Here is a 14,341-nt window from a genome sequence, read left to right on the forward strand (position 1 = left end):
ACTATGGAAATTAATATAAATTGTGATTTAGGTGAAAAATCAAAACACCATTCAAATAAATATGATCCAGACTTACTTGATATAGTAAATTCTGCTAACGTTGCATGTGGATACCATGCCGGTGATGAAGAATCTATGAAACAAGTAGTTCAAATATCAAAAAAAAATGGTGTAAGTATTGGTGCTCATCCATCATTCAATGACCCAGAAAATTTTGGAAGAAAAAGAATGAACCTTGAACCTGAAGAAGTTAGAAAATTAATTATTGATCAATATGAAATTTTACAAAAGATTGCTCAAGATCATGGAGAAAATGTTACTCATATAAAACCACATGGAGCATTAAACAATATGGCGTGTGAGGATATTGATCTTGCGACTACATTAGCAAAAGCGATCAATGAAATAAGTAAAGATTTGATTTATTTAGTACCTACTGGCTCTAAAATGGAACAAGCAGCTAAAAAATTAGATATGAAAATTGCCTGTGAAATTTTTGCAGATAGAACCTATGAAGATGATGGAAATTTGGTTTCTAGAAAAAAGCTACATGCATTAATTACTGATCCTGAAGAAGCTAAAAAACATGTATTAAGCATGGTAAAAAATCAGGCACTGAATTGTCACAGTGGAAAGCAAATACCTTGTGAAATTGACTCTGTATGCATACATGGAGATAATGATAGTTCACTTGCTACAGCAAGATCAATTAAAGAAAATTTAATTGAAAATGGACTTAAATTAAAACCTTTAAGCCAAATGGAGAAATTTTTATAATGATTAAAAAAATATTTATTACTTTGATATTTGTTTTGTTTGCGTCCAACGCAATGTCAGCAGGTTCAGACTCAACACCAAAGAAAGTAAAGTCAGATTACGATAAAGCAGTTCAATCAATCAAATTTGCAAAAAAATATGAAAAAAAAGGTAAATTAGAAAAAGCTAAAAAGAGATATGAAAAAGCTCAAAAGCTTCTTCTCAAATCTAATAAAGAAAAGCCTCTTCAAGCAGATACTTTAAACTATCTCGGTTTTACAACTAGAAAACTTGGCGATTACGAAAATGGAGAAAAATATTATCTTTTAGGTTTAGAAATTGATCCAAATCATAAAGGTATTAACGAATACCTTGGTGAACTTTATGTTGTTACAAATAGAATGGATTTAGCTAAAGAAAGACTTAAAGTATTAAAGACTTGTAACTGTGAAGAATATAACGAGTTAAAAGAAATAATAGAAGGAACTAAGAAATCTAAATACTAATTTATCAGGTGGTCAAATCTTTTGGCCACCTTTTTAACTCTTTTGATTGCAATCTTCTTAAATTAAAATAATAATTAGACATCTTGATTGAAGAGCTCATAATTCTAACCCAAATTATTTTTATTACTATTATCTTAACTGCAGATAATGCTGTGATAGTTGGATCTATTGCATCAAATTTTGTGCCTAAAAATAGAAAACAAATTATCTTGTGGGGTGTAATTGGAGCATTTGTTTTTAAAATCTTTTTTGCAATCTTTGCAACTTTTTTATTCGAATTTTATTTTATAAAAATTTTAGGTGGATTGTTGTTGGTATGGATAGTTAATGATTTAAGAAAAGATCTTGTAGATATAAAAAATATAAAACCTTCTGTTAAAAAAACAAAACAGCCTTCGTATATAAATAGTATAGGTAAAGTGCTATTTGCTGATCTGATGATTAGTTTTGATAATGTAATTGGTGTTGTTGCTGCAGCTCAAGGGTATTTTGGCTATATGATTTTTGGTCTTGTCCTATCGGTCGTTCTTACTGGTGCATTAGCTACTTATATGGCTAATTATATTCAAAAACATATTTGGATAGCTTACATTGGTTTAATATTTATTTTAGTTGTTGGTCTACAATTAATTATAGGTGGTTTGGTAGATCTCGAGATACTCAATATTAACGAAGAATTTAAAAAATATTTTTAGTTAAAAGAGTATTTTTTTGAGGGAAATTTTCTTTTTTTAACCTCAGTTGCATACTTAGAGACTGCTTTTGATATTTCTGTTTTTATATTTGTATATTTCTTAACAAATCTAAATTTGATTGGATTTAAACCTATTAAATCATCGAATACCAAAATCTGTCCATCACAATTATTAGATGCTCCTATCCCAATTGTTGGAATGCTAACACTTTTAGTTACTTGTTTTGCTAATGAAGTTTGAACACACTCTAAAACCATACAAAATGAACCAGCTTCTTCAACTAACTTAGCGTCTTCCATAATATTTTCTTTTTCACTTTGTTTCTTACCTTTAAATTTAAATGTTTTATCTGATTGAGGCAAAACACCTATATGGCCCATTACAGGAATATTATTTTTAACTAAAGTTTTAATAGTATTTATAATTTTCTTTCCACCTTCTAATTTGACACCATCACATTTAGTTTTTTTCATAATTAATTTTGCATTTTTTAATGCCTCTTTAGGATTACGATAAGTATTATGAGGCATATCAACAATCATTAAACTTTTTTTAATACCCATACGAACACTCTTAGAGTGTTCAATCATTGTATTCAAAGTTACTTCTCTAGTAGACTTATAATTATATAAAACTGATCCAAGTGAATCTCCTACTAAAATTAGATCACAATAATTGTCTAAAACCGAAGCAATATTTTTAGAGTAAGCAGTTAAGGTTACTAATTTAGTTTTATTTTTTTTCTTAATAAAATCTGAAATCTTTTTATTCATCGACTTACCAAGAGCCGGTATTTTCCATTGAAGCCCAAGGCTCTTTAGGCTCTAAGTTTCCTTCTTGTAAGATTTCTATTGAAATATTATCAGGTGATCTAACAAATGCCATATGACCATCTCTTGGTGGTCTATTAATAGTGTAGCCCATGTCCATTAATCTTTGGCAAGTTTCATAAATATTGTCTACTCTATACGCAAGATGACCAAAATTTCTTGAACCTTCTCCTAGCTCATCCCCATCCCAATTATATGTTAACTCAATTTCTGCCTTTTCATCGTTAGGAGCAGCAAGAAAAATTAGAGTAAATCTTCCTTTTTCATTCTCCATTCTTCTTGTTTCTTTTAGCCCAAGACCTTCACAGAAAAATTTTAAAGACTCATCTACATCTTTGATGCGGATCATTGTGTGTAAATATTTCATTATTTAATTTATAATTAAAAATCTTTTCATTTCAACAATCATTATTTTGAAAAGTAAAAATTATTTAAACAATTAAATAATAGATTTATATTGAACTAATAATAAATTAATTTAAGTTTTCTATTAATGTCAAAAATATTTAATTTAGAATTTGAAAAAATAAATATTGAAAATATAATCAATAATTTAAATAAAAAAGGATATTTTTCTTTTAATAATGCAGTAAATCTTGATACTCTTAACTCAATTGAGAATGAAACAAGTAAATCAAAATTAAATTTAAATGTAAACAAAATTTCAGGTGTATATAATGAAAATCAATTTTTTCTCACTAATGTATTAGCACAATCAAAAACTTGCTATAATTATATTACCTCAAATTTAGTAACTGATATTTCGGAAAAATTTCTTGGTGAAAAATTTAAAATTTCATCATTAAGGTATTATGAAACATATGGTAATCATTACATGCAATGGCATACTGACAATAAAAGTGGAACAGAATTTAGACAAGATTTAGGTATAATTTTCATACTATATATTTCAGATGTATATGATGGTCAGTTTCAGTACATTGAAGGGTCTCATAATTGGTCAGAATTTGAAGGTAAAAATAATTACAATGATGAATTTATTGAAAAAAATTATAAAGAAAAAATTATCGATTTTAAAGGTCCTAGGGGCACATTAATAATTTATAATACTAGAGGAATTCATAGAGCAAAAATTGTTAAAGACAAAAATTTTATTAGGAAAAGTTTATTCTTCCAAGTTGGGAATAATCTTAAAGGTGGGGCACCTATCATAATAAATGCAAGTTATTTAAAAAATATTAATGATAAATTAAAAATGTTCTTAGGTTTTGGAGAAGATAATAATAATATAATTTACCCAAAAACATCGTTAAACACACTCCCACTTAATAAAAATATTAATAAATTATTTATATCATATTTTGTACAAAGGTTGAAAAAATTTGTAAAAAGTTTTTTAAGTAATTGAAATTTATTCTAATTCAATTGTACTTGGTGGTTTAGATGTAACATCGTAAACAACTCTATTAATGCCTCTTATGCTATTAACAATTTTGTTAGAAATAGTTTGCATAAAAGATTTTTTAAACTCATAAAAATCTGCAGTCATTCCATCTTCAGAAGTGATTGCTCTTAGTAAGCATAAATACTCATATGTTCTGTTATCACCCATAACTCCAACTGTTTTTACTGGAAGTAATGCTGCATATGCTTGCCAAATTTTGTGGTAAAGCCCGTGATCTCTTAAAGCCTGAATAAAATAATGATCAGCTTCTTTTAAAATTTTAATTTTTTCATTTGTTATAATACCGGGCATTCTGATTGCTAGGCCTGGGCCAGGAAATGGATGTCGTGAAATTATTTCATGACTTAAATTTAACTCTAAACCTAATTTTCTAACTTCATCTTTAAATAGAAATTTTAATGGCTCTACTAATTTTAATTTCATTTTTTTAGGTAAACCACCCACATTATGGTGAGACTTTATTTTAGAAGTTTGACTCCCTGTAACAGACTTGCTTTCAATTAAATCTGGGTACAACGTTCCTTGTGCTAAAAATTTTACATTTTTTATTTTCTTTGCATATCTCTCAAATATTTTAATGAATAGATTTCCTATTATTTTTCTTTTTTTCTCTGGATCGGATACATTTTTTAATTTACTTAAAAATTCCTTTTCAGCATTCACGTAGATTAAATTCATTTTTAGTCGTTTTTTAAAAGTTTGAACAACCTGAACTTCTTCATTTTTTCTAAGCAATCCAGTGTTAACAAAAATACAATATAGTTTTTTTCCTATTGCTTTATTCAATAATTGAGCCACCACACTACTATCTACTCCACCTGATAACGCACAAATAACTTTATTGTCTCCAACTTGAGATCTTACATCTTTAATTAGTTGTACTTTTTGATCTTTTGAAGACCAATTTTTCTTAATTTTACAAATAAGAAAAATAAAATTACTAATCAGTTTTTTTCCACTTTCTGTATGCGTTACCTCTGGGTGAAACTGCACTCCATAAAAATTTTTGATTTTATTTTCTACAATTGCAAATTTAGAATTTGAGCTTGATGCAATTACTTTAAAATTTTTAGGTAATTTAGATACTTGATCAGCATGGCTCATCCAGACCACTTTAGATTTTTTTGTACCAAAAAAATTATTAGTTAAGAGACTATTATTTTTTTTAATTACATTTGCTAAACCAAATTCACGGTGCTTTGATTGTTTTACTCTTCCTCCATTAAGTTTTGACAATATTTGGTGTCCAAAACAAATACCAAGAACAGGAATATTTAGTTCTAAAATTTTTTTGTCAAATGAGTACTTATTAATTTGATAAACATTGAGAGGACCTCCTGATAAAATTATACCTTTTACACTTTGATTAATTTGATTAATTTTAATTTTTTTATGACTTACAATATCAGAGAAAACTCCAAGTTCTCTAATTCTTCTTGCTATTAATTGTGTAAATTGTGAACCAAAATCTACAATTATGATTTTGTTAAGGCTATTATCAAGACTCATTACTTGGTTCTAGATTATTTAAAGACTCTAAAATTTCATTATTTTCATTACATAATGACTTACATACTTGAACAAATGTTTCAGATAATTCTTTAACTTTATCATAATTAGATTTTTCAAGTGCAATTTTCATTAGCATTAAAATAGCTTCTTCATTTTGAGGATCAATTAATAAAGTGGTTTCTAAGTTGTATTCTTCTTTTCTTTGATCTTCCTCGTGATTATAAATTTTTGCTAAATACAAATATGAATTTACATCCTTTGGATTAAATACAATATTTCTCTCAAATAAAAATCTCGCATCCTCATATTTTTCTTTTTCATACAATTTAATTGCTTCATTAAAAAAATTTTCCTTTGAAAAAGAATTTGATTGAAACAAAACAATTAAAACAACCAATGAAATAAATTTCAAAATTTTATTCATTAATATTTACTATCATTTTTAATTACATCTACATTATGAACCATACTTTCATAAAATCCAGCTTTAGTAATTTTAACAAATTGTGGTTTGTTTCTCAATTTCACAATTTCTTTTGAACCAAGATAACCCATAGACGATTTAAGGCCACCAATTAATTTAAATATAATACTGCCAACATCACCTTTGTATTTTACAAAACCTTCTACTCCCTCTGGAACATACTTGGATGTATCTTTTTGCTTAGTTTGAAAATACCTATCTGCTGAACCTTTATTCATAGCTCCTACAGAACCCATCCCTCTAAAGCTTTTAAATAATTTTCCATTTTTCTTAATTAATTTACCAGGTGTTTCATCTGTACCTGCAAATAAAGAACCTATCATTACAGCATCCGCACCTGCTGCAAAAGCTTTTGCTAGATCGCCAGAATATTTTATTCCACCATCAGAAATTATTTTTACATTTTTATTTTTAAGTCCATTTCTTACTGATAAAATTGCACTTAACTGTGGAACACCTATCCCTGCTACTAATCTTGTTGTGCAAATTGATCCTGGTCCAATCCCAACTTTAATAATATCTACTCCTAATTTAATTAAAAATTTTGCTGCTTCTGGTGTTGCAATATTTCCAGCACATAAAGCGATATTTTTACCTTTAATTTTTTTTATATATTTAACTATTTCTCCTACTTTTTTGGTATGGCCGTGGGCAGTATCCACTACGATTAAATCAACGCCTTCTTTAAGAATGGCTTTTGCTCTATCAAATTCAGCAATTGATGCTCCAACGGCTGCACCGACTAATAATTTTTGTTTTTTTACTTTTTTAATTTCTAATATTTGTTTTTGAATATCTAAATTTCTGTGAATAACTCCTATTCCTCCAGCTTTACCAATTGCAATAGCCATATTACTTTCTGTAACAGTATCCATAGCAGAAGATAAAAGCGGTATTTTAAGCTTTAATTTTTTTGTAAGATTTACTGAAGTATTTACTTCAGATGGCAATATTTCCGAATACTTCGGAGCTAATGTAACATCGTCAAAGGTAAGTGCTTCTTTTATAGGGACCATAGTCTTTTATATACGATTCCTTTTAAATTAAAAGTCCCTATCTAAGTTTTCTGCAAATTATAAAACTTTCCTTTGAATCTTTTCTGCTAGATTTTGGTTTAAAAACTTTTACCTCTTTAAAATATTTTTTTCCTTCTGCGACTATTTCGTTAAAAGTTCCTCCCATAAAAATCTTTGATATGAAATAACCATTTTCACTTAACATATCTTTTGCAAAAATCATCGCCTCTTTGCAAAGTTCGCCTGTTTGAATAGAGTCTATATTCTTTATCCCAGTAGTATTTACTGCCATATCCGACATCACAACATCAACCTTGGAGTCAGTATTCTTCTTTATTTCTTGCTGAACACTTTCTTCTGTAAAGTCTCCTTGAATTTGAAGACTATTTCCAATTGGTTCCATTTTTTTTAAATCAATCGAAATTAATTTTCCGTTTTTAGATATCTTTTCAACATATTGTGACCAACTACCGGGGGCTGCACCAATATCAATGACTGTTAATCCACCCTTAAATATTTTAAATTTTTCATTTATTTCAATAAGTTTATATGCAGATCTGGCTCTAAATCCGTCTACTTTTGATTGTCTTACGTAAATATCTCTACGCTGTTTATTTACCCAATTTTTTGATATTTTATTTTTTTTCAATTTATTAGTTAGTTTTCTTTAAATTAAATTCAAATATTTAAAACACTCATTACATCATTTTCTGTAATTTTAGTTATATCATCCGATTGATAAAGATTTTTACTATCTAAAATTTCAATATTTTTTAATTTGGGAGAAAATTTTTTTGAATTTGTTGGTCCAAATAAAATAATCATAGGAATTTCAGCCAAAGAAATCATATGCATCACACCATTATCTATTGAAATTGCTTTCTCTAATCTTGATGAAAGAGCTGTAACCAATGGTGGTCCAGAAAATGTGCTTTCCATTTCAGGAAACAACGCATTATTAATATTACTTTTAATTTTATGAATTAATTCTTTATTATTTTTTTCAACAAAAAAAACTGGCTTTTTATTTTTTTTAGAAACTTGTTCTGCTATGTTTAAGAATTTATCTATTGGCCAACTTTTTTTTCTATAAACGTTTCCTTGTGTCATTGAAAACCCAATATAATTATTATCAGGTAACAATCTTTTGGCTTCTTGAAAATATTTTAAATCAATTGAATTTAATTTAAATTTAGTTTGTGGAATTTCATCACTTATTAATAATTCAATATTTCTTAAAATATTAATGTTTTCAAATTTTGTAGATTTATAATCTTTTTTTTCTGAACAAAATTTAAAATTAAATGTTGAAGAATAAAATTTATTAGATGGAAATTGTTTTAATATTATAGTGTTTCTGAGTTTTGATTGTATATCAATAATTAAATCAAATTTTTGTAGAGAGTTATCCTTTAAGATTTTTTTCTTTGATACTAATAAATGCCACCATCTAAAACCAAAGTAAATTATATTAGTTTTTAACTCCTTTGGCTTTAAATTGTAGTCTGATAAAGCATGATTAAAGTGATTTTTATGTGCTGATAAGTAGTAAATATTATCTGATCCAAATTTTGTAATTAAACTGTTGATTAAATCAAATATTTGGATGCTATCGCCTAAACCTCCACCTGAATTATAAACTAAAATTTTCATTTATTAATTTAGAAAAAAAAGATTAAGAAAATATTAAAGTATATCTTCTAAATTTTCGTTTTCATCTTCATTTTTAACAGTTTCATTTTTATCTTTTTTAATTTTTTGATAATTAAAAAAACTTATTGGAATCAATAAAAGATAAATAAAACTACTAACTGCTAATATTTCAAAAGTATAAATTAATAGTAATCCAAAAAATAAAACTATACCAAATAATAAAAATATAGTCGTACTTCTCTTTATAACAATTTTTTTAAATGAGTATGTTGGAATTTTACTAATTAAAAGTAATGAAGTTAAAATAAAAATACATGGAACTAATATAGTATAGTTTACAGGAATTATATTAATTTCACTCATACTGAATGTTAAAGGTGATAATACTAAAATTCCACCTGCTGGAGATGGCACGCCCTGAAAAAAATTATCTTTCCAAGATGGTTCTTGAGATGAATTTACATTAAATCTTGCTAATCTTAAGGCTACACAAATTACATAAACTAAACACAACAACCATCCAAATTTTCCTAAAGAATTTAAATTCCAAAAATACATTATAAAAGCTGGTGCAACACCAAAACTAATCATGTCAGTTAAAGAGTCTAATTCTTTGCCTACTTTTGATGTCCCTTTTATTAATCTTGCAATTCTGCCATCTAGGCCATCAATGATTGCAGCAATTATGATTGCAACAATAGCTAATTCAAATCTTCCATCTATTGCAAACCTTATTGACGTAAGTCCTATACAAACACCAATGAGTGTAAGCATATTTGGCAATATAACTCTCGCATTACTTTTTTCAGGAACAATTTTAAAATGGTTTTTTGGTTGTTGCATATCTATCTTTTGGCCAATAGAGTTTCTCCTGAAATAGCTGTTTGACCAATTTTTACTAATGGTTCATAATTTTCGTAGTAAACATCTGCTCTACTTCCAAATCTTATCATTCCAATTCGGTCACCCTGATTAAGTGTTTGATCTTTATTTGTCTCACAAACAATTCTTCTTGCAACTAAGCCTGCAATTTGAACTATTACGATATCATTTCCATGATTATCTTTTAATTTATAATAGTTTCTTTCATTGTCCTCACTCGCTTTATCTAATGAAGCATTTAAAAATTTTCCTGGCTTGTATAAAATATCTTCAACTTTCCCCGAACAAGGAGTTCTATTTACATGACAATCAAATACGTTCATGAAGATACTAATTTTTTTAAATTTTTTATTTTCTAAATTTAATTCTTTTGGCCCATCTACCTCTTCAACTTTAATTACCTCACCATCTGCTGGACTTACTAGATAATTATCATCTCCTATGATTGCTCTTTCAGGGTCTCTGAAGAAATAATAAACCCATATAGTTAAAAGCAATCCAATTAATCCCAAAAATCCATTTACTAATAATAAGATGATTGTGATGAAGCCTGCGATTACAATAAACTTGTAACCCTCTGTGTGTATCTTTGGAAATATCTTGGTAAACATATTCTTCTATTTGCTAATTTTCGATTAATATGTATATAAACCAATCAAATTCAATTAATAAGATAAATTTAATTTAATGAGCAAAATCAAGGTAAATAACCCAGTTGTGGAGTTAGATGGCGATGAAATGACTCGAATTATCTGGGAGTTTATTAAAAATAAATTAATCCTTCCTTATATCGATCTAGGTATTGAATATTACGATTTGGGAATGAAAAGTAGAGACAATACTGATGACCAGATCACAATTGACTCAGCAAACGCAATCAAAAAAATTGGTGTTGGAATTAAATGCGCAACCATTACTCCAGATGAGGCAAGAGTAGAGGAATTTGATTTAAAAAAAATGTGGAGATCTCCTAATGGAACAATAAGAAACATTATTGGAGGAACAGTTTTCAGAGAACCAATTATTTGTAAAAATATTCCAAAATTAGTTCCTTCGTGGACAGATCCTGTGATCATTGGAAGGCACGCTTTTGGTGATCAATATAGAGCAACTGATTTTAAAGTACCTGGTAAAGGTAAAATGGAAGTTAAATGGACTTCTGAAGATGGAAAAGAAGAAATAAAATATGAGGTATTTAATTTCACTGGTCCTGGTGTGGCGCTATCAATGTATAATTTGGATAAATCTATTCAAGACTTTGCAAGATCATGCTTTAGCTATGGATTAATTAAAAAATGGCCTGTGTACATGTCTACAAAAAATACAATTTTAAAAAAATACGACGGAAGATTTAAAGATATTTTCCAAGAAGTTTTTGACAATGAATACAAAGAAGAATTTGAAAAACATAAATTAACTTACGAACACAGATTAATTGATGACATGGTTGCATGTGCAATGAAATGGAGTGGAAAATATATCTGGGCTTGCAAAAATTATGATGGAGATGTTCAATCAGATACTATGGCTCAAGGTTATGGATCATTAGGTTTAATGACAAGTACTCTGTTAACTCCTGATGGAAAAGTGATGGAAGCTGAAGCAGCTCACGGAACTGTTACAAGACATTATAGAATGCACCAACAGGGAAAAGAAACTTCTACAAATCCTATTGCATCTATATTTGCATGGACAAGAGGATTGTCGCACAGAGGAAAATTAGATAACAACCAAGAATTAATTAAATTTGCTCAGACATTAGAAGCTGTATGTATTGAGTGTGTTGAAAATGGTTCGATGACAAAAGATTTAGCAATTCTTGTTGGACCAAATAGTAAATTTTTAACTACTAATCAGTTTTTAGATGAAATTGATGGTAATCTTAAAAAGAAATTAAATTAAAGATTTTATTTTTTCAAAAGCATCATTGATTTTGGATTGGTCTTGACCACCTGCTTGAGCGAAGTCTTTTCTTCCACCACCTCCTTTGCCTCCGATTACTTCTGAACCTGCTTTTACAAATTGTACTGCATCAAATTTTTCAGTTAGTTTTTCTGTGACACCTACAGCTATACCAACCTTGTCATCTTTGCTTGCAAAAACTATTACAATACCTTCACCTAATTCTTTTTTACCTTTGTCTACAAGTTTTCTTAATTCTTTAGGCGGAAGATCATCAACATTTTGAATTCTTACTTTCACCCCATTAACATCTAAGTCATTAACTTTATTTTTGGATTGATCTTGTAATATTGAATTAACAGATAATGTTTCTAACTGTTTGTTTAAATTTTTGATTAAAGCTTTTTTATCACTTTCATCTAAATTAGGTTTTCCGCCAAGATCTGAGATTTGCTTACTCAATTCATTGATTTGTTCATCATCTTTTTCAGATGATAAATTTAACATTTTTTCTTTGTTTTTAAGGTAATCTTCCAGCTGCTTATCTCTTAAAGCCTCTACTCTTCTAACACCTGCAGCAATTGAAGATTGGCTGATAATTTTAAATTTACCTATATCACCAGTGTTTTTTACATGAGTTCCACCACATAATTCAGTTGAAAAGTATTTTTCTCCTTCATCTCCCATTGATAATACCCTTACTTCATCTCCATATTTTTCACCGAATAGTGCTAAAGCTCCATTATCAACAGCTTCTTTAGGCGTCATTATTCTTGTAGTTACATCTGATTGTTTAGAAATCATATCATTTACATGACTTTCAATTTTAACCATCTCTTCCTCTGAAATTGGTTTCATATGACTAAAATCAAATCTTAATCTTTCTGGCTCAACAAGAGAACCTTTTTGAGTAACATGTGGACCTAAAACTCGTCTTAAAGACTCGTGCAACAAATGAGTTGCTGAATGATATGCCCTTGTGTCATTTCTTTTTTCAATATTGATTTTCATTTCAACATCTTGCTCTAATTTTATTGAGCCTTTTTTCACTCTTCCATAATGAACAAATAGATCTCCCAATTTTTTTTGAACATCTGTTACTTCAAATTCAAATTCATCCTTAGAGATCAAACCTGTATCTCCTACTTGACCTCCAGATTCAGCGTAAAATGGTGTTTGGTTAACAACAATGATACCTTCGTCTCCAGCATTTAAAGTGTCGACCTCTTTGTGATTTTTAAGAAGTGATTTTATAACTCCTTGTGCTTGATCATTTTCATATCCTAAAAATTCTGTTGCTCCATGCTTTTCTTTAACTCCATACCAAACTTGCTCAACTACACTATCTCCAGATCCTTTCCAATTTTTTCTTGCAAGCTCAATACTTTCTCTCATCAGCTCACCAAATCTTTCTTTATCAAACTCTAAAGATTTTGATTTTAAAATATCTTCTGTGAGATCAATTGGAAATCCATAAGTTTCATAAAGTTTAAAAGCAATGTCACCTGGTAAAACTTTATCTATTTTAGAAATTTCATCATTTAAAATTTTAATTCCTCTATCTAAGAGAACTAAAAATTTTTCCTCTTCCATCTTCAAAGTTTCTTTAATTAAAGACTCTGCTCTTTTAAGTTCAGAATAATTCCCTGACATTTCATTTAATAGAGTATCAAACAATTTTGAAAAAACTGGATCCTTAGATCCTAATAAATGAGAGTGTCTCATCCCTCTTCTCATAATTCTTCTGAGCACATATCCTCTTCCTTCATTAGATGGCAATACTCCTTCGGCAATTAAAAATGAGCTAGCTCTTAGATGATCAGCAATAACTCTAAAACTTGATAGATTTGATTTATCTGATTTAATTTTAATTATATCTGATGCAGAATTAATTATTTTTTTAAAATGATCTGTTTCATAATTATCATGAGTGCCCTGTAATAATGCAGCAATCCTCTCTAAACCCATTCCAGTATCTACAGATGGTTTTGGAAGATTTATTCTTTTATCTTTTGTAACTTGTTCAAATTGCATAAAGACTAGGTTCCAAATTTCAATAAATCTATCTCCGTCTTCATCTTTAGTGCCAGGTAATCCTCCATGTAAATGATCACCATGATCAAAAAAGATTTCTGAACAAGGTCCGCATGGCCCTGTTTCGCCCATTGACCAAAAATTATCTGAAGTTGCTATTCTAATAATTCTATCATCGCTAAAACCTGCTATTTTCTTCCAAAAATTGAAGGCTTCATCATCTTCATGAAACACGGTTACATAAAGTCTATTTTTATCTATTCCAAAATCTTTAGTGATTAAATTCCATGCATAATCAATTGCTTGCTCTTTAAAATAATCTCCAAAAGAAAAGTTTCCCAACATTTCAAAGAATGTATGGTGACGAGGTGTGTAACCAACATTTTCTAAGTCGTTATGCTTTCCACCTGCCCTTACACATTTTTGAGATGTGGTTGCTCTTACATAATCTCTTTTTTCTAACCCTGTGAAAACATTCTTAAACTGGACCATTCCAGAGTTGGCAAACATTAAAGTAGGATCATTGTTGGGAACTAAATTGCTAGACTCAACAATTTTATGATCATTCTTTTCAAAATATTTTAAGAAAGTCTCTCGTATTTGATTTAGAGTTTTTTGAGCCATATTTTTAAAATACATTTTTTT

At 28.5% G+C, this 14,341-nt stretch carries 15 protein-coding genes; 5 read left to right on the forward strand and 10 right to left on the reverse strand.

Annotation, left to right across the window (positions count from 1 at the left end; all coding sequences use genetic code 11):
• Positions 1-3 precede the first annotated feature (3 nt).
• The 3 genes from ACTTA6_RS04430 (at position 4) to ACTTA6_RS04440 (ending at position 1,957) form a co-directional block, all read left to right on the forward strand.
• The gene (locus ACTTA6_RS04430) at positions 4-777 is read left to right on the forward strand and encodes a 5-oxoprolinase subunit PxpA (RefSeq protein WP_440614669.1); all 774 of its coding nucleotides are present in this window, start codon (positions 4-6) and stop codon (positions 775-777) included.
• On the forward strand, positions 777-1,262 hold the full coding sequence (locus tag ACTTA6_RS04435) for a tetratricopeptide repeat protein (RefSeq protein ID WP_440613929.1): 486 nt from the start codon (positions 777-779) through the stop codon (positions 1,260-1,262). Before ACTTA6_RS04430 ends, ACTTA6_RS04435 begins: the two co-directional genes overlap by 1 nt.
• 83 nt (positions 1,263-1,345) lie before the next feature.
• Positions 1,346-1,957, forward strand: a complete 612-nt coding sequence (locus ACTTA6_RS04440; RefSeq protein WP_262589620.1) for a YjbE family putative metal transport protein — start codon at positions 1,346-1,348, stop codon at positions 1,955-1,957.
• Here the strand turns inward: ACTTA6_RS04440 and panB are convergent.
• Together panB and ACTTA6_RS04450 are read right to left on the reverse strand one after the other, a co-directional pair.
• Positions 1,954-2,730, reverse strand: a complete 777-nt coding sequence (gene panB, locus ACTTA6_RS04445) for a 3-methyl-2-oxobutanoate hydroxymethyltransferase (protein ID WP_440613927.1) — start codon at positions 2,728-2,730, stop codon at positions 1,954-1,956. The two genes, ACTTA6_RS04440 and panB, sit on opposite strands and share 4 nt — an antisense overlap.
• A gap of 4 nt (positions 2,731-2,734) precedes the next feature.
• Entirely contained in the window at positions 2,735-3,154 is a 420-nt protein-coding gene (locus tag ACTTA6_RS04450) for a VOC family protein (RefSeq protein ID WP_440613926.1), read from the reverse strand.
• Between the two features lie 126 nt (positions 3,155-3,280).
• Between ACTTA6_RS04450 and ACTTA6_RS04455 the strand changes: the two genes are divergently transcribed.
• Positions 3,281-4,156, forward strand: a complete 876-nt coding sequence (locus ACTTA6_RS04455) for a phytanoyl-CoA dioxygenase family protein (RefSeq protein ID WP_440613925.1) — start codon at positions 3,281-3,283, stop codon at positions 4,154-4,156.
• Between the two features lie 3 nt (positions 4,157-4,159).
• Here the strand turns inward: ACTTA6_RS04455 and guaA are convergent, their stop codons facing one another.
• The 7 genes from guaA to ACTTA6_RS04490 are packed head-to-tail and all read right to left on the reverse strand — an operon-like array spanning position 4,160 to position 10,371.
• Positions 4,160-5,722, reverse strand: coding sequence for a glutamine-hydrolyzing GMP synthase (guaA, locus tag ACTTA6_RS04460; RefSeq protein WP_440613924.1), 1,563 nt, complete (start codon positions 5,720-5,722; stop codon positions 4,160-4,162).
• Complete coding sequence (locus tag ACTTA6_RS04465; RefSeq protein WP_440613923.1) at positions 5,712-6,149, reverse strand: tetratricopeptide repeat protein; 438 nt, start codon at positions 6,147-6,149, stop codon at positions 5,712-5,714. Before ACTTA6_RS04465 ends, guaA begins: the two co-directional genes overlap by 11 nt.
• Positions 6,149-7,225 (reverse strand): IMP dehydrogenase, encoded by a 1,077-nt coding sequence (gene guaB / locus ACTTA6_RS04470; RefSeq protein ID WP_440614670.1) that lies wholly within the window; start codon positions 7,223-7,225, stop codon positions 6,149-6,151. The genes ACTTA6_RS04465 and guaB overlap by 1 nt, the downstream gene beginning before the upstream one ends.
• Positions 7,226-7,262: 37 nt before the next feature.
• A complete protein-coding gene (locus tag ACTTA6_RS04475) occupies positions 7,263-7,874 on the reverse strand; it encodes an RlmE family RNA methyltransferase (protein WP_440613922.1) in 612 nt (203 codons plus the stop codon).
• A 29-nt stretch (positions 7,875-7,903) separates the two neighbouring features.
• Complete coding sequence (locus tag ACTTA6_RS04480; RefSeq protein ID WP_440613921.1) at positions 7,904-8,878, reverse strand: glycosyltransferase family 9 protein; 975 nt, start codon at positions 8,876-8,878, stop codon at positions 7,904-7,906.
• 33 nt (positions 8,879-8,911) lie between these two features.
• Entirely contained in the window at positions 8,912-9,721 is an 810-nt protein-coding gene (gene pssA / locus ACTTA6_RS04485; RefSeq protein ID WP_440614671.1) for a CDP-diacylglycerol--serine O-phosphatidyltransferase, read from the reverse strand.
• A 2-nt stretch (positions 9,722-9,723) separates the two neighbouring features.
• On the reverse strand, positions 9,724-10,371 hold the full coding sequence (locus ACTTA6_RS04490) for a phosphatidylserine decarboxylase (protein WP_440613919.1): 648 nt from the start codon (positions 10,369-10,371) through the stop codon (positions 9,724-9,726).
• Between the two features lie 76 nt (positions 10,372-10,447).
• On the opposite strand from ACTTA6_RS04490, the gene ACTTA6_RS04495 reads away from it, so the two are divergent.
• The gene (locus tag ACTTA6_RS04495; RefSeq protein WP_440613918.1) at positions 10,448-11,662 is read left to right on the forward strand and encodes an NADP-dependent isocitrate dehydrogenase; all 1,215 of its coding nucleotides are present in this window, start codon (positions 10,448-10,450) and stop codon (positions 11,660-11,662) included.
• Here the strand turns inward: ACTTA6_RS04495 and alaS are convergent.
• Positions 11,654-14,320, reverse strand: a complete 2,667-nt coding sequence (gene alaS, locus ACTTA6_RS04500; protein ID WP_440614686.1) for an alanine--tRNA ligase — start codon at positions 14,318-14,320, stop codon at positions 11,654-11,656. The genes ACTTA6_RS04495 and alaS overlap by 9 nt on opposite strands.
• Between the last annotated feature and the right edge of the window lie 21 nt (positions 14,321-14,341).

This window comes from Candidatus Pelagibacter sp. HIMB1636 (assembly GCF_052047675.1).
Classification (GTDB): domain Bacteria; phylum Pseudomonadota; class Alphaproteobacteria; order Pelagibacterales; family Pelagibacteraceae; genus Pelagibacter.